Here is a 20,887-nt window from a genome sequence, read left to right as displayed (position 1 = left end):
ATGGGTGGTTGATACCTAAATCGGGGGGAAGGCTATAGAAAACTCTATGGCAAGTCAAGGGAAAATATTGGAAATCGGGCGGAAGAGAGACGCACCAGCCAATTAGCCCCCTGAAACATTCGACCTCCCCTTGGCCCCTCCTGACGAAGGAGGGGAAACAGAGCCAGGCCCTCACGCCTTATTTACAACCAAAGTGATGATATTCAATCGGGCTTGGCGGGGCGGTCAGGGCCACGTTCACCGTATCGGGATCGTAGCCGACCCCTTCCAGGTCTCGCGCCGCCGTGGCCAGCTCTTCTTCGGTCAGGTAGGCCACGGTATCCGGCACACCGTTCCGCTTCAGCGAGAGGAGCATGCCGTTCAGCGTCTCCCGCTCTTCCTGGGGCATATTGTGCTGCAAGGGGAAATCCAGTTTGCGGCTATAGGGGCTTTCGCAGGTCTCGTTGAGCGCCTTAATGGTCTTGAGCACAAGCCGGTCCTGCTCCCAGGGCTGCATTTTCGGCCCTGCTGAGGGGTGGGTGGCCAGCAGATCCATGAGGGTGATCACGTTGGTGTTCAACGACCGGCCGACGAACTCGCGCTGCGGCTCAATCGTGATCTTGCCCAGGCCCAGATGCTTGGCCACCGCTTCGACCAGGGCAAAGTTGATCATGAAGCTGTACTGCCCGCCGAACTGGCCGTAGCAGGGCTTGTCGGGATCGTTGAGCACCTGCTTATCCGCCGTCCCGGCGTCGAACGCGCTGAACCCCACCGCATCGGGCGCCAGGAGCCGCTTGGCTTCCTTCAGCGTGGCAAAGGCCCCGAGATTCACCGGCACCAGCACTTGCTCGTCGATGGTCTTGAGAAATTCCGTGATGGTCTTGCGATAGGGAACATCCTTCCACTCGACCTTCCGAAACTCCTTTTCCCACACCAGATCGTCAAGAAACGGCGGGAATGTCTTGAGCTGCTCGACATCCTTGGCTTCGAAGGCCCGCACGAACCCCGACCAATCCTGAATGGTGGCATGCAGCGTCTCGCTCAGATTGGGGCGAAGGTATTCTTCTTCGATGTCGCCCGCGTTCCTGGCCATGAGCTTGGTCGGCAGATCGTTCCAGAGTTCGTTGCAGATGATCCGATCGACCGACTGGTCCGCCAGCCCGGCGATGTGCTCCACCGTCCCCAGCATGGCCTCGACCCGATCACGATGTGGCGCGAGGTCCGGATGCGCCATGGCCCCGTCGAGGATCGACTGCTCCCAGTCCACCAGCACGTAGCGGACGCGGGGATAGACCAGGCCGTCCTTATCGAGGGTTTTCAGATGGCTCAGGAAGCAGGCGGCCAGGTTGCCGTTGCCGGGGCCGAGCTCGAGCACAATCAGGCGAGGGGCGAGAGCCGCGGGGCTAGGGGTCGGAGAATCTTTACTCTCACCTCTCGCCTCGGGCCCCTTGCCTCGGGCCTTTTCGCGCTTCGTCACCTGTTCGTAATAATCCGCCGCCAGGGCATGCGCCAATCGATAGTCGGCGGAGGCGAAGGTCTGATAATAGGTTCGGAGCTTGTCGCCACGGAGGCGGTAGAACAGCGTATTGATGTGGGCCTGCCACTCATCCAGCGGCTTGTAATCCCCGATCAACTGCGGCAATGCGTCGGCGTCTTGAAGCATAACTTCGATCTCACTTGTGACGGATGACAGGTGGTGCGTGTTGCGTGGGCGGAATTGTAGCAGACGGTTGGAAACCGCCGCAATCGGAGAACTCATAGCGGTCAGCATTCAGCGCTTCCCCTCCCTTTCGGCAACATCCCATTTCCTTTCCCCTCCTTCGTAAGGAGGGGCCAGGGGAGGTCGAAGATTCCAGCTGCCATTGACTGGTCGTGCGTTCGCAAGCCGCATGACCGCCGATATCCTCTACCCCACCTTGCCTCCCCTTACAAAGGGGAGGACCCGTTAGGAACGGGCCTGGTGATGGCTCTCCCCAGTGCCCACCCTTGACTCTGCGGCGCAAGGGAGTGTACCAACTTTTCATGATCGCCCTGTGCCGGTTGCTCATCGCCTTGCTGCTGGGAGTCCCGCTCGCCTGGGCCGAGGACCTGCCCCTGACGAGGAATCTCCCCATTCCCGAGTTCCAAAACAAACCCCACGAGGCCCAGCCCTACGACTTCGATGCGCCGCCAGGCGGCATGTTCCGCTCCATCACCATGGCCGAGGGGTTTGAGGAAGAGATGGGGTTTCGCCGCACGCACGAAATCGTGCCCGTCCGGCCGACAGAACGGTTTTCCTCCGGCACGCCGGCCGTCTTCATCGTGTTCCACCTACACCAGCATTATCAGGCCTTCCAGGTCTTCGGCCGCTGTTTCCCCGAAGACGTGCCGGGCCTCTCCCCCGAGTCGCTCGTCAGCCAGGACGCCATGTACATGGCGCTCGAAGACGAGAGCGGCTACCTGAAGCTCTTCCCTCCCCGGGACCGATGGACACCCGGCCGCTATAAAGTGGAGATCCATGCGGGCGAGGAGGTGAACGAGATGAGCCTGGTCGGCACGATGCGGTTCACGATTATCCAGTAGGCACGAGGCCAGAGGTTCGAGGCTAGCGGGCGGAGGATCTTCCGCCTCGCCTCATGCCTCTAGCCCCTCGCCGCGTGCCATCTCCTCTTACCCGTCACGCCTCCTCGTTTGACGGTCCGCGGACCATTCGCTAGAATGCCGCCGTGACTCTTCTCCGACAGCTATCCAGGAACCGCCGCGCCCGATGACCCACGCGATTCGCCCATGGGCCTCTGTCGTCATTCCCATCAAGGATGAACGAGACAATCTGACACCGCTCACTGAGCGGGTCCTCACGGTGCTTTCCGCACGCGAGGAGTCCCGGAAGGCCCCCTTCGAGCTGGTCTATATCGACGATGGGAGCACCGACGGCAGCAGCGAACTGCTCGACCAGCTGCAACAGACCTATCCCATGGTCCGCGTGCTGCATTTCGACCGGAACTATGGCCAGTCGTCCGCCTTCGATGCCGGCTTCAAACACTCGACCGGCGACCTGGTCATCACGCTCGACGGAGACCTCCAGAACGATCCGGCCGATATCGACCGGATGCTGCCGTTGATCCAACAGTTCGACCTCGTCTGCGGCTGGCGGAAGACCCGCAACGACAATCTGGTGCGCAAGCTCTCTTCCCGCATCGCCAACAAGGTGCGGACCGCCGTCACGGGCGACCGCGTCCACGACACCGGCTGCTCGCTGAAGATCTTCCGGCGGGCCTTGGTGGACAAGCTGCAGCTCTTCACCGGCATGCATCGGTTCTTCCCGGCCCTGGCCCTCATGCACGGATTTACCGTGACCGAGATTCCGGTCAGCCACTATCCCCGCGCCCACGGCCTCTCGAAATATGGCGTCGGCAACCGGCTTTTCAAATCGCTCTATGACCTCATCGCCGTCCGCTGGATGCAACAGCGCGTGCTGCGGTATCGGCTCCGTGATAAGTGATCAGTATGAGTCTCGACACCATTTGGATCGCCATCGGATTTCTCGGCCAGGGGCTGTTCTTCGGACGCTGGATCGTTCAATGGCTCGCCTCGGAACAGAGCGCCTCGAGCAAGGTGCCGGTGTCCTTTTGGTACTTGAGCCTCATCGGCGGCCTTATCACGCTGGCCTATGCCATCTACAAGAAAGATCCCGTCTTCATCGCCGGGCAAAGCATCGGCTCTGTGGTGTACATCCGCAATCTGATGCTCATCTATCGCCCGGACCTCTCGAAACCCGTGAAGGGTGATCAGCGATGAGCGATCAGACGGGCGGGACAAGCGAGAACCGCGAGACGGAGGCGAGCGCGGAGTCGCGCGATTCTCACCCGTCATCCGTCACCTATCCAGCGACGCTCATCGTGCGCCACCTCTGCATCCTGCTGGCGCTCTGCGGAGTCCTGTTCTTTTGGAACCTGGGAGCCCTCGGCCTCACCGACCGCGACGAAGGCCGCAACGCGGAAGCGGGCCGGGAAATGCTGGAAACCGGCGACTGGATCAGCCCCACCTTCAACTACGAACCGCGCTACGCGAAGCCGGCGCTGGTGTACTGGTTGATGAGCGCGTCGTATAAAACCTTCGGCGTGTCGGCCTTTGCGGCGCGGTTCCCTTCGGCCCTCTTCGGCCTGGGCCTGGTTCTGATGCTCTATCTCTTTCTCGCACGGCTGCGCGATCCGGTCACGGCGCTGCTCGCGGCGCTGATGCTCGCGCTCAATCTGCAAATGATCGCGCTCAACCGCATGGCCCTGACCGACAGCGTGCTGATCTTTTTCACCACGCTCTCGCTCTTCGCCTTTTGGCTGGGCTTTCAGACGACGCACGCCCGGCGGCACTGGCTCTGGATCTGCTACCTCGCGATGGGGCTGGGAACCTTGGCCAAGGGGCCGGTCGGGTTCCTCGTCCCGCTCATCACCATCGCCCTCTACCTCTCCCTGACGAAGCAATGGGGGCGATTCTGGCAGGAGGGGAAACCGCTGCCTGGAACAGCGCTGACCGTCCTGATCGCCCTGCCCTGGTACGCCACGATGTGGTGGCTCCATGGCGCCGAGTACGCCGCTTCAGCCCAGGCCAACACCGTCGGCCGGTTTCTCAACCCGATGGAAGGGCACAGCTTTGGGCTCTTGTTCTATATCCCGGTGCTGCTCCTCGGATTCTTCCCCTGGAGCGGCTGGCTCCTCTTCGCCTGGTATGACGCCTTCAATAACTGGCGAAAGACGAGAGGCCAGGAGTCTGATCTCCCGACAGACGTCCCCAGTCTGGAATGGTTCACCGCCGCCTGGATCTTCGGCACGTTCATCTTCTTTACCCTGTCATCGACCAGGCTACCGCATTACATCGGCCCGCTCTTTCCGGCCGCCGCCATTCTCACGGCCCTTTTCTGGTCTCGCTGCATGGCCGAGCCCGCCACCCGCGGCGCCCGAGCCTCCGTGCATGTGGTGATGTGGCTGGGCTTTCTCCTGGCCGGCGCCTTCGCGTCGCTGCCCTGGATCTATGACACGAAGATCGCCGGGAAACTGGTCAAAGAATTTCCCCTGGCCACGCAACTCTCGATGGGGAGCGGCCCCTACATCGCCGCCACACTCCTGCTGATCGGCATGGGACTGGTGGGCGCGTTCGGGCTCTCGGAAACGCGCCGGCGCGGGGCCTTTTGGGCGGCCGCCGGATCGCTCGCTGGGGTGGTGCTGGTCGTGATGCTGTTCATCCTGCCGGCGGTGAATCGCTACTTTGTCGCGCCGCCGCAAGAGCTGGCTTACGCGGCGGGGGTGAACCTCGAACCGGGCGAGCAACTGATCGTCTACGCTTCGACGAGACCCTCCATGGCCTTTTATGCCCGCCGCAAAGTGCTCTTCGTTGGAAAGGGTGAAGAAGATAAGATGCGCGAGGCGCTGTCGCAGGCCGGCCGCACGATGATTCTCCTGCCGGAAACCTTCGTGGAGAAACTGCCGGGCGACGTGAAAAACTACCAACCGATTTTGAAACGCTACGGGTATCTCTTGCTCGCCAGCCAGCCGATGGTGCAGATCCCGGAATCGGCCGCGCTGCCGCCTCCGCCTTCGACGACGAAAGAGCCGCTCATCTTCGGACATTGATCAGGGAAGCGAGAAAAGCGGGACGGGCGCCTCACAAGTGAAGTGCCCCGCGGCCAACGACAAGCACGGCCAGGCTGAGCAGCACGGCGGCCACCAACTCACCGTTTCGGACGATCGCCAGGCTCCGTGAGTCTTCGGCGGTGTTCTGATTCTGCTCTTCGCAAATCCACAATCCCAGACACAGAAATCCTGCCGCAGCCATGACCAGCGGCGAGGCCGTCATGAGTGACAGCCCCAGGGCGATGGCTATGCGCCAGACCCGATGCGCGTGCCGCCACTTGCCGAGCCTGCACCACAAACCGAGCCCTGTCAGCCCTGCACCAAGCCCCATCAAGAGGATGCTGTCCCATCCTGATGGCATCGGGTGCGTCACAGCCCACAGCAGCGCAAAGACCCAGACCGTTCCAATGGCGGCCTGCCTCACACCCGTTTCTATCGCCACGCGCCAGTCCTTCCACGGCAGCATGGCCAGCGCGCCACTCACGAGACCCAGCACCGCCCCGCCAAATACATCGGTGGTGAAATGCGATCCCCGCAGCACGCGGCTCAACGCGACAAACGCGCCCGCCCCAAAGAACAGCAGGCTGTAGTGGGGAAATCGCCGACTCAAGACCACGGCCAAAGCAAAGGTCGCCGTGGTATGGCCTGACGGGAAGGAGTCAAATCCGGAAAGCAACGACGGGGCCATCTCCCAGTCGCCCGACGTGGAAAACTTGGGCCTGGGCCGTCCGACCAGATGCTTGACCGTGTGGACCAGCACCGTCGCAATCCCATGGGCCCACAACGTCTCAATGCCCGTGCGCATCCCGCGCGACGGGGGATAGGCCCACCCAAGCGCCATGAGCATAGCGCTGACGGTGAGCAACTGCCGCCCATCGCCGAGCCAGTTGCCGGCCTGGCTGACAAACGCCATCCACGGCACCGTCAGGGTGCCCCCACCCTCCGGCGTGGTGATCGCGCGGAGATGCCCCGCGACTGGGCCATCGAATTCCCGCAGCCCCCCGTACACGCACACCAGCGCGGCACAGAGGCAGATGAACGACAGCAGGCGCGGGGCTAGAGGCGAGGGGCTAGAGGAAAGCCGCTGGTGGCCGATGCCGGCTTGCCCCTCGCCCCTCGCCTCTGGCCCCTGACCCACCACCGTCACGGCACCCAGTCGGCGAGAAACACGTTGAATTCGCCCGGCTGGCTTGCATTCCGGTCGGACACCCACACGAGGCGTTTGCCGTCCGGTGAAAACATCGGGAAGCTGTTGAATTGGCCCTCGAAGGTCAGACGCTCCAGGCCGGCGCCGTCGTCACCCACGAGATAGAGATGAAAGCTGGGCCGCCCCCCTTCGCCACGCGTCTCGACATTCGAGGAGAAGATGATGCGCTTGCCGTCGGGATGGAAGAACGGAGAAAAATTCGACGCGCCGTTCGACGTGACTTGGTGCTTTCCGCTGCCATCGGCGTTCATGATGAACAGTTCGAGCTGGCCCGGCTCCACCAGCCGCTGCGCCAGCAAGTCCTTGTACTTCGCGATCTCGGCTGGGTCGGTCGGATGGGACGCGCGATAGACGATGCGTTTGCTGTCCGGCGAGAAAAAGGCCCCGCCATCATAGCCGATCTCCTCGGTGAGCCGCCGATGGCGGGCCCCGTCGAGATCCATCGCGTAAATATCCAGGTCGCCGTCCCGGACCGACGTCCACACGATGGTTTTGCCGTCCGGCGACACCGTGGCCTCCGCGTCGTAGCCGGGTGTGTTCGTCAACCGTTGCATTTCCTGTCCGTCGATGCGCACGGCAAACAGGTCATAATTGTCGAGCGCCCAGCGGTAGGCGCCTTCGCGCGGCGGCTTCGGCGGGCAGTTCGGCCCGCTGAGGTGCGTGGACGAGTACAGCACCCGCCGGTCGCCGGGAAAGAAATAGCCGCAGGTGGTGGCGCCCGATCCCGTGCTGACCAGCCGGACCTGATCGCTGTCCAGATCCATCACGTACATCTGATAGCAGCCGAGGGGAATCTCGGCCGGGGTTAAGGCCGAGGCATAGGTGTCCTTCATCCAGTTGTTCGTCGACTGAAAGATCAGTTTGTTCCCGCTGAACGAGAAGTAGGCTTCCGCGTTTTGCCGGCCGAACGTGAGCTGCTTGATATTTTTCAGATGCCGCTCGGCGCTGGCAGGGGCCTTTGCCACCTCCGGGCTCTTTTTTCGCTCGGCGGCCAGTCCGGCCTGGGGCCACAACATGAGCGCCGCGATCACTCCGAGCAAACTGCGATACCGGTTACTGCTGTGCATTGCGTCGAACCTCCTTGATCATCTGAGGAACCTGCCAGACGTCACGCTGCGCCACGGCGCCGTCGGTAAAGATCACCACACTGTGCCATCCATAGAAAAACAGCAAGCGGGCAACTTTCGTGGCCGCCGCGGGATGGATGGCATACAACACCGTCACCACCGAGCCAGGCACCCCCGCGCGATGACAGGACAAGACGACGGCCATCGAGGGCCCTTCGTACCTCGCCCCGGCGATGCGAAATCCGCCCGGCTCCAACTGCACCCGATCCCCGCACGAGTCCGTCACCAGGGCCTGCGCATGCGCCTGATGTTCCGGCGTCGCGAGGATCAGGACCGATCCTGACTCAGGCAGCGCCGCCGTGTCTACCGGCAAGATCACCGTCTTGCGATCCGGCGGAACCGACTCTTCTTGCGCCTGAATGCGCGCCACCAGCTCATGAAACGGTGTCGTGCTGTCGGCAAACAGCGGCAGGAGCGCTTTCTGCCGATCGGTTACATACAAATTCAGCACCGGCGCCAGTTGGTCACGCCTCAGCCGCTGGAGCGTCATGAACTGGGGATCCAGCGCCACCGACAAGGGCGCGGCTGGCACCGACACCTCGACTTCTCCCTGAGCCTCAAGGAGCGGCACCAGCACGGTCTGTACCGAGTCCTGCATCGTGACTTCGAGAGGGACGGTCACGCGAAAAGGCTCCCCCTCCTGCCGCACTGCGACCTGCAGCCGATAGGCGCCAGGCTGATTGGCCTCGGGCAAGGCCGAGGCCTCAAGGAGGGACAGCCGCGGCGCGCCGGCCCGTTCGACCCATTGCGCAAAAAACCAGCGCAGGTCTGTCCGGCTGACCTGCGCAAACACCCGTTCAAGATCCTTCCAATCCGCATGCCGCCCGGAGAGCTCTGCGACGATCTGCTTCACCCCTCGCCAGAACGCCTCGTCGCCAATTGCCCTGCGCAGCTGATGGAAGACCATCGCCGCCTTTTGATAGCCGATGGCATTATCTTTCTCGTCGCTCTTCCGCTGAAACTCCATCAGGGGATAATCGGATTCTGGCGCCACATACAGACTGTACCCCTGCGTCATCAAGCGGCGCTGCTCGCGCGCCTGCCGGTCATCTTTGGCCAGCTCATGCCAGTAATAGTTCGCCAGATAGGTCGTGAGCCCTTCCACCCAATTGCCACTCTCGGCGCGATTCCACACGACGTTGCCGATCCAGGAATGGACGATCTCATGCCCCAATGCGTAGGGCTGCGTATAGTGGCGCTTGATGCTGCCGCTGCCTAAGAGAGTGAACGACGGCATCCCGAGCCCGCTCGCAAAGAAATTCTCCACCACGGCGAATTGCTCGAACGGATAGGACCCTAGCAGCGGCACATAGGCCTCGAGATACTTGGCGGTCGCCGCCAGATATTCGTCTGCCAGCACCGCATCCTCAGGAAACAAGTAGGTGGCAAGACGAACCGTCTTCCCCTGCCCATCCGTCCACTCACGCTGGGCGACGCGAAACCGGTTGGCGACGAGTGTGAGCGCCTCCGCAATACCCGATTCCCAGGTCTGCCATGTGACGCAGGCCCCTCCGGCATTGGCCGGGGAACAATCTTGTGTGGCGCCCCCACGCCCCTGGCTGACCGTAGTCCAGCCTTCAGGCATCTTGACCGCGAGCGCATAGGAGGCCAGCGAGCCGGACAGATCGGGATACCACCCGCTTTCGCTGCTCAGATAGACGCCTTCCGGTCCGATATGGCCGGCGGTCTCGCTCGGCGTCACAAACCGGAGATGGCGCGGCTCGCGCGGTGGATCATTGACCAGGCCCTGATAATGCCACTCCAGCGTCACGTCGCCGGAGACATTCTGTGGCAGCGAGAGCGTAAGGGATTGGATAGTGGAATCAGCCGGCGTGGGGCCGACCGTAAACGGCACAGGAACGGCCCGCCCCCCCTCGACCAGGAGCAGCTCCGTGACCCGTAGCGATTTGGCCAAGGTAAACTCGAGTGCTTGCGGCAGCCCGCCGGCCTGAAGCACCATCCGATCCGTGACCGTTAGATGGTGCCGATCAGGATCAATCATGGCCCGCAAATCATGATGGCGTATGGCCGGAGCGAATGGAGGCGGATCACCGGCCCGTCCGTCAGAGAGGGGCAGGACCAGCGAGAAACTGATGAGAGCAGTGCTGAAAGCTAGGCACGCGCGTCCGAATGGCATCGGAAGGGTTTTAGCACTCGCGGCAGGCGAGCACAAGCTGGGTGGCGGTGGGAAACTGATCGAGTGCGATCGGTTTCCCTTTCAACATCGGTAGCGGGATTTAGCACTCGCGGCAGACGAGCACGAGCTGAACGGCGGTGAGGAGGCGATCGAGGGCAATCGGCTTCCCCAGGATCTCCTGAGGCCCCAACGCCCAGGCTTCTTCGAGCATCTCCTCGTTATGGCTCCCGGTCATGATGATCACCCCGCCCGGATATTGCATGTCCCGAAGCGACTGCAAGACCTCGATCCCCGGCAACCCCGGAAGGATCATATCCAACAGGATCAGATCCGGCGCCGCTTCCCGCACGACGCGCAACGCCTCATGTCCATCGGCCACCCCGAAGGCCCGATAGCCACGCACACTGAGAAATTGAACCAGCAAATCCCGAATGAGCGGATCATCGTCGACGATCAGCACCGACTCACCGGTGTCCTGGCCTGCCATCGCAGGGGCGGGAGGAATCGGGACCGGATTCGGCCGAACCGGCAACTGTGACGCCCGATGCACGGCCTCGACGAGAATATCCAACGAGAGCCCACGGCGGATAAAATCCGTCACGCGCAGCGAACGCGCCTGATTCTCCTGCACCTCGGTGGCTCCGCCGCCCAGGATGATCACCGGCGCCTCGGGATCGATCGCCCGAATTTCTTTGAGCACCGTCAACCCGTCCATCTCGGGCATCCGCAAATCAAGCACGGTGATGCGCGGCGCCTGCTTCCGAAACAATTCCAACCCGTCGCGCCCGCTCGTGCAGGTCACCACCTGATAGCCATGCCGTGTCAGGACGGTCTGCAACAGATCGCAATTCATCTGGTCGTCGTCCACGATCAAAATCGTTATCATGCGAACCGCGCGGCTCCAATGTCATCCCACCGGCGAGGCGCACACCCCGCCACTGTCTTGCGTCAACCATAGCACGGGGTCGCTGGAGGAGAAAGAGATTGACGGGTTTATGACCGGGGCGCGGGCTGCCCGAACAAGGCGGCGATAAAGGCTTCCTGATTGAAGTCCTGGAGATCCTCGACCCCTTCGCCGACGCCGATCAGCCGGACCGGAATCTTCAGCTCCTCGGCAATGGCGACCACGATGCCTCCGCGCGCGGTCCCGTCGAGCTTGGTCAGGACGAGGCCGGTCACGCCGACGGATTCCTTGAATTGCCGCGCTTGCGCCAGCGCGTTCTGCCCCAGCGTGGCGTCCAGCACCAGCAAGGTTTCATGCGGCGCGCCCGGCAGCTCCTGGCCGATCACCCGAGTCACTTTTCGCAACTCATCCATGAGATTGGACTTAGTGTGCAACCGGCCCGCCGTATCGATCAGCACGACATCGGCCCCACGCGCCTTCGCGGCCACAATGCCGTCGAATGCCACCGCCGCCGGGTCCGCCCCATGCCGCTGCCGGATGACATCCACCCCGACACGATCCGCCCAGACTTGCAGCTGGTCGATCGCCGCCGCGCGAAAGGTGTCGCCCGCCACCAGCAACGGGCGGCGGCCGCCTTGCACCAGCCGTTGTGCCATCTTGGCAATCGTGGTGGTCTTCCCCACTCCATTGACGCCGACCACCAGCACGACAAACGGCTTCGGCCCTTGCGCGATCAGCTGTTCCAATGACGGCCCCTGCACCGGGGCCAAGAGGCCATAGACCGTCCGGCTCAGCACATTCTGCAACGCGTCGGAACTCGCCGCGTCCGCCCCGCGCGCATGCTCGCGCACATGGGTCATCAATCGGTCTACCACACGCACGCCCAAATCGGCGCTCAAGAGCGCGGCCTCCAGCTCTTCGAGCATCGCCGGGTCCGGCGTCCGACCCAACACCCGGTCGAGCGATTGCCGGACCACCTGGCGGGTTTTACTGAGTCCGTCGCTGAGCCGCTGAAACCACCCCATGATTACTCCATCTTCCCGCTACGCCGACGTAGCGGCGCAACGGCTTTCGGTACCGTGACCAGCCGCGGAATCGGCCTGAGCCCCCGCAAAATGTGCTGCTCCCGCCGGCGCATACGCCGGGCTTCCTGGTCGCTCCGTTCATGATCGTATCCGCACAGATGTAGCACCCCATGCACCAACAGCCAGGCCAACTCCTCATCCAACGCCCGGCCGTTCTCTTTCGCTTGGCGGCGAGCCGTCGGCACCGAAATCACGACATCGCCGAGGAGGGACTCGTCAGGGCAGGCCGACTCCCGCATGGCAAAGGCCAGCACATCCGTCGTGCGATCTTTTTTCCGATACTCACGATTGAGCCGTCGCATGCGCCCATCCCCGATCAGCTCGATGCTGAGTTCCGACGAGGCTTCGCCGGCCGCCTCCAGCACCAGGGTAGCCACACGCTTCCACGCCGTGTGCCGCACCGCCAACCGCATGAGGCGCACACGTACATAGACAGCCATAGCTTAGTGGGATTGGCCCGAGGAGTCTCGCGGCGGTGCGCCGGACGGCGCCGCCTTGCGGGAGCCTGATGACGAACCCTGTCCCCGAGCGGCTCTCGGGTCGCAGCCACTGGCCGACTGATACCGGTCATACGCCTTCACGATGTCCTGCACCAGGCGATGCCGCACCACGTCCTTCTCGTCAAAGTAGATGAACTCGATGCCCTCGATGCCGCGCAGAATCTCTTTCACCTCAATCAGCCCCGACACGCGCTCGGCCGGCAAATCCACCTGCGTGATATCGCCGGTGACCACCACCTTCGAGTGAAAGCCTAGCCGGGTCAGGAACATCTTCATCTGTTCCGCCGTAGCATTCTGCGCTTCGTCGAGAATCACAAACGAATCATTCAGCGTCCGCCCGCGCATGAAGGCCAGCGGGGCAATCTCGATATCGCCGCGCTCGATCAGGCGATTAGCCCGTTCCATATCCATCATGTCGAACAAGGCATCGTACAGCGGCCGCAGATAGGGATTGACCTTCGCATACATATCCCCCGGCAAAAATCCCAGCTTCTCCCCGGCTTCCACCGCCGGGCGGGCCAGAATGATCCGGCTCACCGCCTTGGTCATCAACGCGCTCACCGCCATCGCCATCGCCAGATAAGTCTTGCCCGTGCCGGCCGGCCCGATCGCGATCACGATGTCGTGCTGCTCAATAGCTTCGATATAGGCTTTTTGCGTGGGAGACTTCGGCCCGATAAACCGCTTTTTGGTGACGATCGCGGTGGCGCCGGCGAGCACGTCCTTGATCGAGGCGTCGGGCGTCTGGCGCAGCGCCGTCAAGGCATGCGTCACGTCGTCCGGCTGAAGAACCAGTCCGTCATTGGTGAGATTGGCGAGTTCGAATAGTATGCGCTCGGCCTGACGAGTGGCGTCGGGCTGGCCGTCCAGCGTCAGCTCTTCCCCGCGTGCGGAAAGCCGCACGCCGAGCTCACCTTCGATCAATTTGAGGTGGCAGTCGTGATGACCGAACAGGGCGGCAGTATTAGTGCCTTCTCGTAACTTAAGTTTGCGCACGAATGCGGGGTGTTCTCCCTCCGACAACATTAGATGAGTGCATTCTATCAGAGGGGAAAAAGGCGAGACAAGCGGAAGTGTGGGCCGAGTGGCGCCGCATCAGGCACCGGCCAAAGTATCTGCGGTGAGATTGAGTTCGAATTCCTGAAAAGCCATCGCCCCCTGGCTGTCTTTGGCCAAAATCCGCACTTTGTGTACGCCGATCAGGCTTGATTGAACAGCCCAAGTCACCATTCCGGTTTGCGCATTAATCTGCATCCCTGGCGGGGCCGTTTCCAGTGAAAAAGTAATGGTATCCGACTCGGCATCTGAGGCCTTTACCTGATAACTGTACCGATTATCGACAATCATCTTGGCTGGATCCGATAGAATTTTCGGGGGACTATTCCCAACAAGAATCGACGCTGATCGCATAGCAGGTCCTGGATTTATGCCATCGGTTGGCAACGCCTCCACCACTAAGGTATCGCCACGAACAAACCCAACCGTCTCGAAATCTGTTTCATCGCCTTCATGAATAACTTTCCCGTTCTTCGACCAGCGATACACCACCTGAATGGCATCACCATCTACATCCGACACCTTCGCATGAACCCGCACACGCTCGCCAGGGAACACATACTCAGGGCTGATCTCCAGACCAGATCCGACAGGCGGGGAATTGCCGACAACCACTGGCTCACTGGTCATCGAAGCCCCTTCGATAATCCCGTCATGCGGCCAAACCTGCACCGACACCCGATCACCGCGCTTGAGAATCGCCACCGATAACTGCTCGCCCTCCTGCCCGGCCACCACCTCACCATTGACACTCCACTGGTAACGAAACCGGAGGGGATTCCGATCAATGTCCTGCGCTTCGACTTGGGCAAAGACGGATCCCGTCAACACCAGCGGCACCGGCTGAATTGCGACCGCGCGGATGCCCGGAGAGTGGTTACCCGACGAAGATACAGCCGTCAGGCTCTCAGGGGAACTCCGCTGACACCCAAAGAACAGAAAACACACAAGCAGAGACAAGGCTCCAATCCCTGAACGGGCGAGTCGGGCACGAGGCGTGCTACCTCGCGCCTTCCTCAGGCTCTTCGCAGCCAGCTTCACGGCTATATCAATCCCGTTGATTAATCCAAGAGACATATTCGCTCTTCGCAGACAATCCGTTGAATGCGACATTGGTCACTTTGGAGTCGCTGGTCTGAATGAACCCCGACGCACCGCCTTGCCCGAGATGGACTGCTACTTTGGAGGCCACACCCTCACCCAGAGAAACACTTCGTATGGCCTTACCCGATGAGTCCACGCCAAAGAGCGGTTCCAACGGCGGTCCGCCGGTCTTGTAATAGAGCCCATAGAGATTGCTTTCTCCGGCCGCGACACAAATATCGTTGGTCGGAATAAAGGTCGGAAACAGCACGACTCCCGACAGGATGCTTGGCGAAACAATCGACCGTTCTTTCGATGTCGGGAGAGTTGTGACCCAACCATCCATTGCCTTCACAAGCGTAATCAGGGCCGGATACGTAGTGGTTCCAACAACCCCGTTCACTTGATTGGACCCTGTTGCGCAACTAATGCAGATTTGCACATCAGAGACATCGAGGAGATTATCCACCCAGCAATTCACCGTCGACGACTGCGTGCATCCGCCAGGCCGCATGACGGAATCTTTGAGCCCAACGAGATATTGAGTATCTGTATTCGTTTTATCCGCCACGCTAAGGAAACGCCCCGTGCCAAAAAACACCCAGGTTTCTCCCGTATCATCAACCGTAATCGTCGGACTCGCCGTGACGGGTCCGAGATACATCCAGCCCGATAGCAAGCTAAACGTATCCAGCATTTCCGTGGGAACCCGGTTTGCACCGGAAGGAATGCCCCACGTCGAGGTCGAGCAGGGAGCTGTGCTACAGGCCCCCATTGTCAATCGATACATTTTCCCGGACCAATCTCCGATACCGCTTGACGCCGGGTCAATCGCACGCCCGACATAGACCACATCGTCCCGATAATCGAGATCGCGGTCATAGGTCACGGGGTCGGCTATAAAAGAAGACCACGATCCCACCGGCATCTTGGTCACGGTCGGCACAGTCCCAAGCGGAGCTCCCAACTCCACCACGAATATCTTCGCCGCTCCGGCAGCACGCCCATCGTACCCATGCATCCCGGACCCAACCACCATGTACCACTTCGCGTTGACATTGCTCGTCTTGCTGTCCGAGGCCGGATTCATCCGAACGATCGTCGGGAAGCTCGTCGTCAACCCAAGATCCGAAGACGAATATACCCCCACCACCGTCGGTGTTGCGTCCGGGTCGGTGATATCCAGGATGTAATAGGCGCTATACACATAGCGATCCTCGCCCGCATCAGACGTGTCGCCATCGTTATTGAGATCCATAACCAGGTGGAATGCCGGACCGCCATTATTGCCGCCGGACGCAGCCGCACAAGCACCGCAACTGCCGCCGAACCGCAGCCCGACGATCGCGATCGTTCCCCACCCACCGGGATGAATACACCCGAGCGCGGTCGGAGTCGTTCCGCCGCCGCAGGCCGACTCCTCCGTAAAGATCGGCACATCCGTAATCCGTGGCTGCAAATCCACGTACGAGACATGCGTATAATTCGTTTGGGTATACCAGATCAGTTGCGGCAGTAAGGCGTAGGGAATGAATCCCCACAACTCTTTGCCAACATCCGGCCCTGTTGAGTTATCGTCCGGCCCCGTGGTGTACCACCCATGCTCCTCGACTCCGCTGGTATTCGGATCATCGCCCTTGTGGTAATAGCCACCATTAAAAGCATGGAGCATCCCGTCGTTAGCGCCCACATACACCGTCTGCCGTCTCTTAGCCCATCGCTTGTAGAAACCACTATAGCTCGCATCGCCATGCAGCAGGTCATATCGCTCTCTCGGACTACCGACGATCGTCGGGCTCGAGTTCACCACATCGCCGAGCTTCCACACCTTCAACGAACCGTCGACCGTGACCTCCCGATTCCGCATGCCCGTGACCTGGGTGCCATGGATGAAATTGATGATATTGGTAGCCGTAAACGTGCCACTGCTGCTTGCCCGCAAATAGGGCTTGAGCGTCGCGGCATTGCCCGTACTAAACGCCATCTGCTCGTTGACATCCACGACACCGTCATTGTCAAGATCAACCCAGGTGATGAGGTTACGGGGAGAGGCCCCCAGATCCCGCAACGCCAGTTTTTTCCCGGCCTCCCAGATCCCCTGCATTTCACGCAAACCCACCGTCTCATAGGGTGTCGTCGTATCAGGCAGGCCATCCATGGGAGCCACATCGAGATACCGCTCCACCACGACATTGCCCGACACCGGATCCTTCTTCGTTACCACAATGTTGTCGTCGCTATAGACGAGCTTCCCGTCCGGAGGGCCACCGGGGCTGCGATCCTCTCGCAAATTCCCGAACCCATCGACAAAGAGGCCTTGCACAAATCCGGTCCACTTGATTTCGTTCACACCTTCAAACGTCGTGGGATAAAAGAACGCTTGATAAAGTGAGCCTTCTCCCGTCGAAGACGTCGCCAGCACCGAGATCGAGGTGCCGGAGGCTGCCTTTTTCAAAATGGCCGCAATCGCGGCATTAATTTGGGCCGCAAGATCGCCGCCCTCGGACGCATCGTAAAACGTGTCCGGAACGCAGTCCTTATCGAGGTCCCATTCCGGGTTGCTGGTGCTGGAGCCACTGCCAAGATTCGATCCACTGGGGTAGGTACAGGTCTGGGAGCCGGTCAAATCGACTGCATTGTCATTATTGCGGTCTTCGAATCCTCCATATTTGGCCGCAGACGCCAAGAGCGCTGCTCCGGTTGGCCCCCCCATGGCGTTAACCGCATAAAACACGGCATTTTGAGTCCCGGAAAGATCGCTCCGCAAATCGTGCGTACGTCCATAATAAGCCACGTCGTCCAACCGATCTCCCGCGGCTCCACTGCTCACCACGCCAATGTTCGTTCCGCTAAAGAGATTGCCGAACGGCGACTGCAAATTCGGTGCATTACCATCATTCACGCCTATACCCGGGCTGATCATCAGCACAAAGCACTTGGCGCAATAGACCATCTGCCCCAGACTAGCAAAGTAATAGGGGTCGCCAACCGCCCCGATTCCCCCGGAACTATACCCGGTCGACCACGATCCACTGTTGCTGTAACAAGGCCCCTGGCTCTTGCGGAACAGGCACAGGCCTTCGTAGAGCGCTTCGGCAATAGGAGAATTAGCCTCCACCTGTTCATTGCGGATATTGGTCACATCTGACGAATTAAACGCCTCATCGTAGGAAAACTGGAGGCTCCCGCCCTGGCCGGTGGACGCATTCACAAACATGACACCCACATGCATATTGTCGGTGCGCATGGTTTGAAAGAGGCCGAGCGACCGTTCTTTCTTGTAGCAAGCCAAATGCCCCATGTAATCAGGATCGCCCACAATGCAACTCGTGGCGGCGCCCGACGCGGCCGGCACATTGGGCTCGGTCGTCAAATCCACCTCCAACGCATACTCAAGATGGTTGGGGGAACCTCCTCCTGTAGTTCCATCGAAAGGACTTGCGGTACCATCGTTGTTGACGAAGAGCTTCCCATCTCCGACCCCGAATATAATGCCTGTATTTACCGTGCTGCCGCCGGACAGACTCACTGTGGCCACCGACAACGACGGGGTACGGCCGTTCAAGGTGGCATTGGGCACATACTTCACATAACGCCAGCAGGAGCTGGAATTGTTGCTGCAACTGGCGGTGCTGCCGTTTTCCCCCGTCTTGGGCTCGCCATTCAGGTTGTTGGCCGTCCCGTCCGCATTGGCTTGGGCAGGGATCGGCTTCCCGCCCACGAGCACCTGATAAATCATTTCCTTTTTGCGCTGAGTAAGCCAGTTCAGGAAGTTGCCATCCCAATACGATCCACTACACGTCGCCGACACAGACGTTTTCACCGATCCGTAATTGAAGCTGTTGCTGTCGGTCGTATAACAACGCAATGGGTCGAACATGCCGTAATAAGATTTGGTCGAAACGAAGAGATCGGCTGGCGATGTCACATTTGACGTATTGATTGCGCTACCACTGTTGTCTACCGCCACCAAATCGTCGCCGGTCTGGCTATCAACTGTCACATTAGCAGCATATTTCGAGGCCGTAGCAGTCCCCGTTTTAAAGGAGATCGGATACTTGTGGTTTGTCCCACTATAGGCTGCCTCCAGCGTGAAATTGCCCATGTCCACGAGAAACAAGATATTGGGCGGCACAGCCTGGCTGAGGAACAGGGGATAGTTGGTATAGTCTCCCATGTTCTGGGCTGACACACCGGCCGGAATGCCCGACAGCAATACACCGAGAGCCGCAGCCGCCCAGAAGCCCGTTCCTCGCGTCGATTGATTCATATGCTTCATTGCTATCCTCCCGGTGGTGCTCGAAGGGCCGGCTACTTCGCCGCTCCTTCAGGGGAGCAAACCTCTGTCAGTACACACCCGCACGCTAAATTCGCTGACAACCCTCATTCTCCAAACAGGCATAGACGGCTGTTAGCCGGCTCCTCATCCCCGTCGTCACATTTGTCGCCACGCAATCGACGCGGTACATCACATCGGTACCGCCATTCGCACCACTATAGGCAGCATGATAGGCATTGTGGCGTTCAGCCCCCATTCCAGGCCGCTGCCTGTTGTAGAGATAGTCGATGTCGCCGACAACGGAATACGCGCCCACTGTCTGAATGAGATTCGGCACTGCAGTAGTCAGTCCGGCCGGAAACGGCGGGCCAATCGGCGTATCAGCGCCCCCTGCACTAATGGCTCCGATTTCCGACTCCAACTGCGTCTTATTGCTCAGAGGAATCGGCCCAGGAGGAGTTTGATTATCGAGCAACGCGGTCGGCACAACGCCTCCGTTCTCCTTCACTTGCTGAATGACCTTGACCCCGGTCTGAACGCAAGCTTCCGCCGCCGCCGCCGAGGCCTCCATCGAACTGGCAAATCCGGCGACACGATTTTCCAGCCCCGTCATCGTCAACGCGCCGATCCCGAGCACCGTCATGATCAACATCACCATCATGACACTCAGGAGGGCAATCCCTCGCTCGTTCCCTGTCTGCCTCTGTCCTGAGGCCGCTCGCATCATCCTCATATCGTTACCGCTCCCTACTTTCTGAGATTGCGCAGCTCCACGGTTTTAGTGAGGAGGCGCCGGCGCGTCGAGGTGTACGGCGGCGTCAGCGTGGTATAGTCGCCCGCGGCAAACACGCCATCTGAATGGAGGTGATCGCTTACCTGCAACGCCACACTTTGGTTTGTTTGCCCGTTGGCCTCACCGAACCCTTGGTCTGCGCGCCGTTGCCGGCCCACCACCGTCACTTGCGCCAGCCGAATCTTGTCCGGCGTCATAATGCCCGCCGCCCATGAATTGTTCGTGACAAAATCCGCCTGATCAAATCCCGCCGCCCCTCCCTGGTTATCGATAATCTGATCGGGGGTCCCGCTATTGATGCCTGCGACACACCCGTCGCACGCATAGGCAAACTGAATATCTTCGATTTCGTCGGCAATGGATGTGCACCGGCTTCCCGCCGTTGTGCAATCCAATACACCTGCCGTCATGCCGCCGGCCACTCCTCGCACCAAACACGGCGATCGGCCATTACACAGCCCTCCAGCATCGGGAGGCGGAATAATTTGATAGGTAATGCATTGCAGCAGATACACCGGAGTATTTTTCTTCATCGGCCCTTCGATTGGCGGACCGGTCACACTGATCGTCAGATTGGCGCCGGCGGCCGCCGTGACCGTCCCAATCAGAGTGCCACCAATCGACACCGTCGCCGGAGGCACGGTAAGACTTCCCCCTGCCTCCGTCACCATGTTGCTCACCACTGCGGCTGATGGCATGGCAATAATGGTCACCGCCCCGCCAGGCCCGGCATTAATCGCTGTGTCGGCATTAAAAACCCAGGGTGGATTGCCTGCCGTTCCCACAGGATTGCCAACCGGGACAACCAGGCTGATGCGGTCCGGTCCGCGATCCGGTCCTGTGACCGTGTGATCCGCCGGCACAACAGCGCTCTGGCAATTCCCAACCGGCCCGCTCATCGGTCCATAACCAGCCATTCTGATGTCCCTGGAGAGCAATTCCATGGCGAGACGAACATTCTGCTGCGTGTCGACCGTCTGTTCACTGGTGCGCATCGCTTTCTCGGACATCGTCAACATGGCTAATCCCGCCGCCACTACCAGTGACGCCACCACGGCACCGATCATTAATTCAACCAGCGTCACTCCTCGCTGGTCCTTTCGCATGACACGAACTCTCAGCATGGTGCCT

At 60.5% G+C, this 20,887-nt stretch carries 16 protein-coding genes; 4 read left to right on the top strand and 12 right to left on the bottom strand.

Annotated features, from left to right (window positions below):
* Positions 1-178: 178 nt before the first annotated feature.
* Complete coding sequence (locus tag RI101_11135) at positions 179-1,642, bottom strand: class I SAM-dependent methyltransferase (protein MEC4890604.1); 1,464 nt, start codon at positions 1,640-1,642, stop codon at positions 179-181.
* Between the two features lie 359 nt (positions 1,643-2,001).
* On the opposite strand from RI101_11135, the gene RI101_11130 reads away from it, so the two are divergent.
* From RI101_11130 to RI101_11115, 4 genes are all read left to right on the top strand, one after another.
* Positions 2,002-2,541, top strand: a complete 540-nt coding sequence (locus RI101_11130) for a hypothetical protein (protein MEC4890603.1) — start codon at positions 2,002-2,004, stop codon at positions 2,539-2,541.
* Between the two features lie 184 nt (positions 2,542-2,725).
* The gene (locus RI101_11125) at positions 2,726-3,460 is read left to right on the top strand and encodes a glycosyltransferase family 2 protein (protein ID MEC4890602.1); all 735 of its coding nucleotides are present in this window, start codon (positions 2,726-2,728) and stop codon (positions 3,458-3,460) included.
* Between the two features lie 5 nt (positions 3,461-3,465).
* Positions 3,466-3,756: a lipid-A-disaccharide synthase N-terminal domain-containing protein gene (locus RI101_11120; protein ID MEC4890601.1), complete on the top strand. Its 291-nt coding sequence runs from the start codon at positions 3,466-3,468 to the stop codon at positions 3,754-3,756.
* Positions 3,753-5,585, top strand: coding sequence for a glycosyltransferase family 39 protein (locus RI101_11115; GenBank protein MEC4890600.1), 1,833 nt, complete (start codon positions 3,753-3,755; stop codon positions 5,583-5,585). Before RI101_11120 ends, RI101_11115 begins: the two co-directional genes overlap by 4 nt.
* Before the next feature lie 31 nt (positions 5,586-5,616).
* Here the strand turns inward: RI101_11115 and RI101_11110 are convergent, their stop codons facing one another.
* The 11 genes from RI101_11110 to RI101_11060 all read right to left on the bottom strand — a co-directional run bounded on the left by RI101_11110 (position 5,617) and on the right by RI101_11060 (position 20,880).
* Positions 5,617-6,732 (bottom strand): phosphatase PAP2 family protein, encoded by a 1,116-nt coding sequence (locus RI101_11110; protein MEC4890599.1) that lies wholly within the window; start codon positions 6,730-6,732, stop codon positions 5,617-5,619.
* A complete protein-coding gene (locus RI101_11105; GenBank protein ID MEC4890598.1) occupies positions 6,729-7,859 on the bottom strand; it encodes a hypothetical protein in 1,131 nt (376 codons plus the stop codon). The genes RI101_11110 and RI101_11105 overlap by 4 nt, the downstream gene beginning before the upstream one ends.
* Entirely contained in the window at positions 7,846-9,921 is a 2,076-nt protein-coding gene (locus RI101_11100) for a M1 family aminopeptidase (GenBank protein MEC4890597.1), read from the bottom strand. Before RI101_11100 ends, RI101_11105 begins: the two co-directional genes overlap by 14 nt.
* Positions 9,922-10,156: 235 nt before the next feature.
* Positions 10,157-10,942, bottom strand: coding sequence for a response regulator (locus RI101_11095; GenBank protein MEC4890596.1), 786 nt, complete (start codon positions 10,940-10,942; stop codon positions 10,157-10,159).
* A gap of 107 nt (positions 10,943-11,049) precedes the next feature.
* Positions 11,050-11,985, bottom strand: a complete 936-nt coding sequence (gene ftsY, locus RI101_11090; protein ID MEC4890595.1) for a signal recognition particle-docking protein FtsY — start codon at positions 11,983-11,985, stop codon at positions 11,050-11,052.
* 2 nt (positions 11,986-11,987) lie between these two features.
* Complete coding sequence (gene ybeY / locus RI101_11085) at positions 11,988-12,485, bottom strand: rRNA maturation RNase YbeY (protein ID MEC4890594.1); 498 nt, start codon at positions 12,483-12,485, stop codon at positions 11,988-11,990.
* 3 nt (positions 12,486-12,488) lie between these two features.
* The gene (locus RI101_11080) at positions 12,489-13,541 is read right to left on the bottom strand and encodes a PhoH family protein (GenBank protein MEC4890593.1); all 1,053 of its coding nucleotides are present in this window, start codon (positions 13,539-13,541) and stop codon (positions 12,489-12,491) included.
* 99 nt (positions 13,542-13,640) lie between these two features.
* A complete protein-coding gene (locus RI101_11075; protein ID MEC4890592.1) occupies positions 13,641-14,678 on the bottom strand; it encodes a putative Ig domain-containing protein in 1,038 nt (345 codons plus the stop codon).
* Positions 14,650-18,963, bottom strand: a complete 4,314-nt coding sequence (locus tag RI101_11070; GenBank protein ID MEC4890591.1) for a PilC/PilY family type IV pilus protein — start codon at positions 18,961-18,963, stop codon at positions 14,650-14,652. Before RI101_11070 ends, RI101_11075 begins: the two co-directional genes overlap by 29 nt.
* An 85-nt stretch (positions 18,964-19,048) precedes the next feature.
* On the bottom strand, positions 19,049-19,690 hold the full coding sequence (locus RI101_11065) for a hypothetical protein (GenBank protein ID MEC4890590.1): 642 nt from the start codon (positions 19,688-19,690) through the stop codon (positions 19,049-19,051).
* Positions 19,691-19,710: 20 nt separating this feature from the next.
* Positions 19,711-20,880, bottom strand: a complete 1,170-nt coding sequence (locus RI101_11060; GenBank protein MEC4890589.1) for a PilW family protein — start codon at positions 20,878-20,880, stop codon at positions 19,711-19,713.
* Positions 20,881-20,887 lie beyond the last annotated feature (7 nt).

It is taken from the genome of Nitrospira sp., from assembly GCA_035968315.1.
GTDB lineage: Bacteria > Nitrospirota > Nitrospiria > Nitrospirales > Nitrospiraceae > Nitrospira_D.
This window is presented reverse-complemented; position numbering and strand designations above follow the sequence as displayed.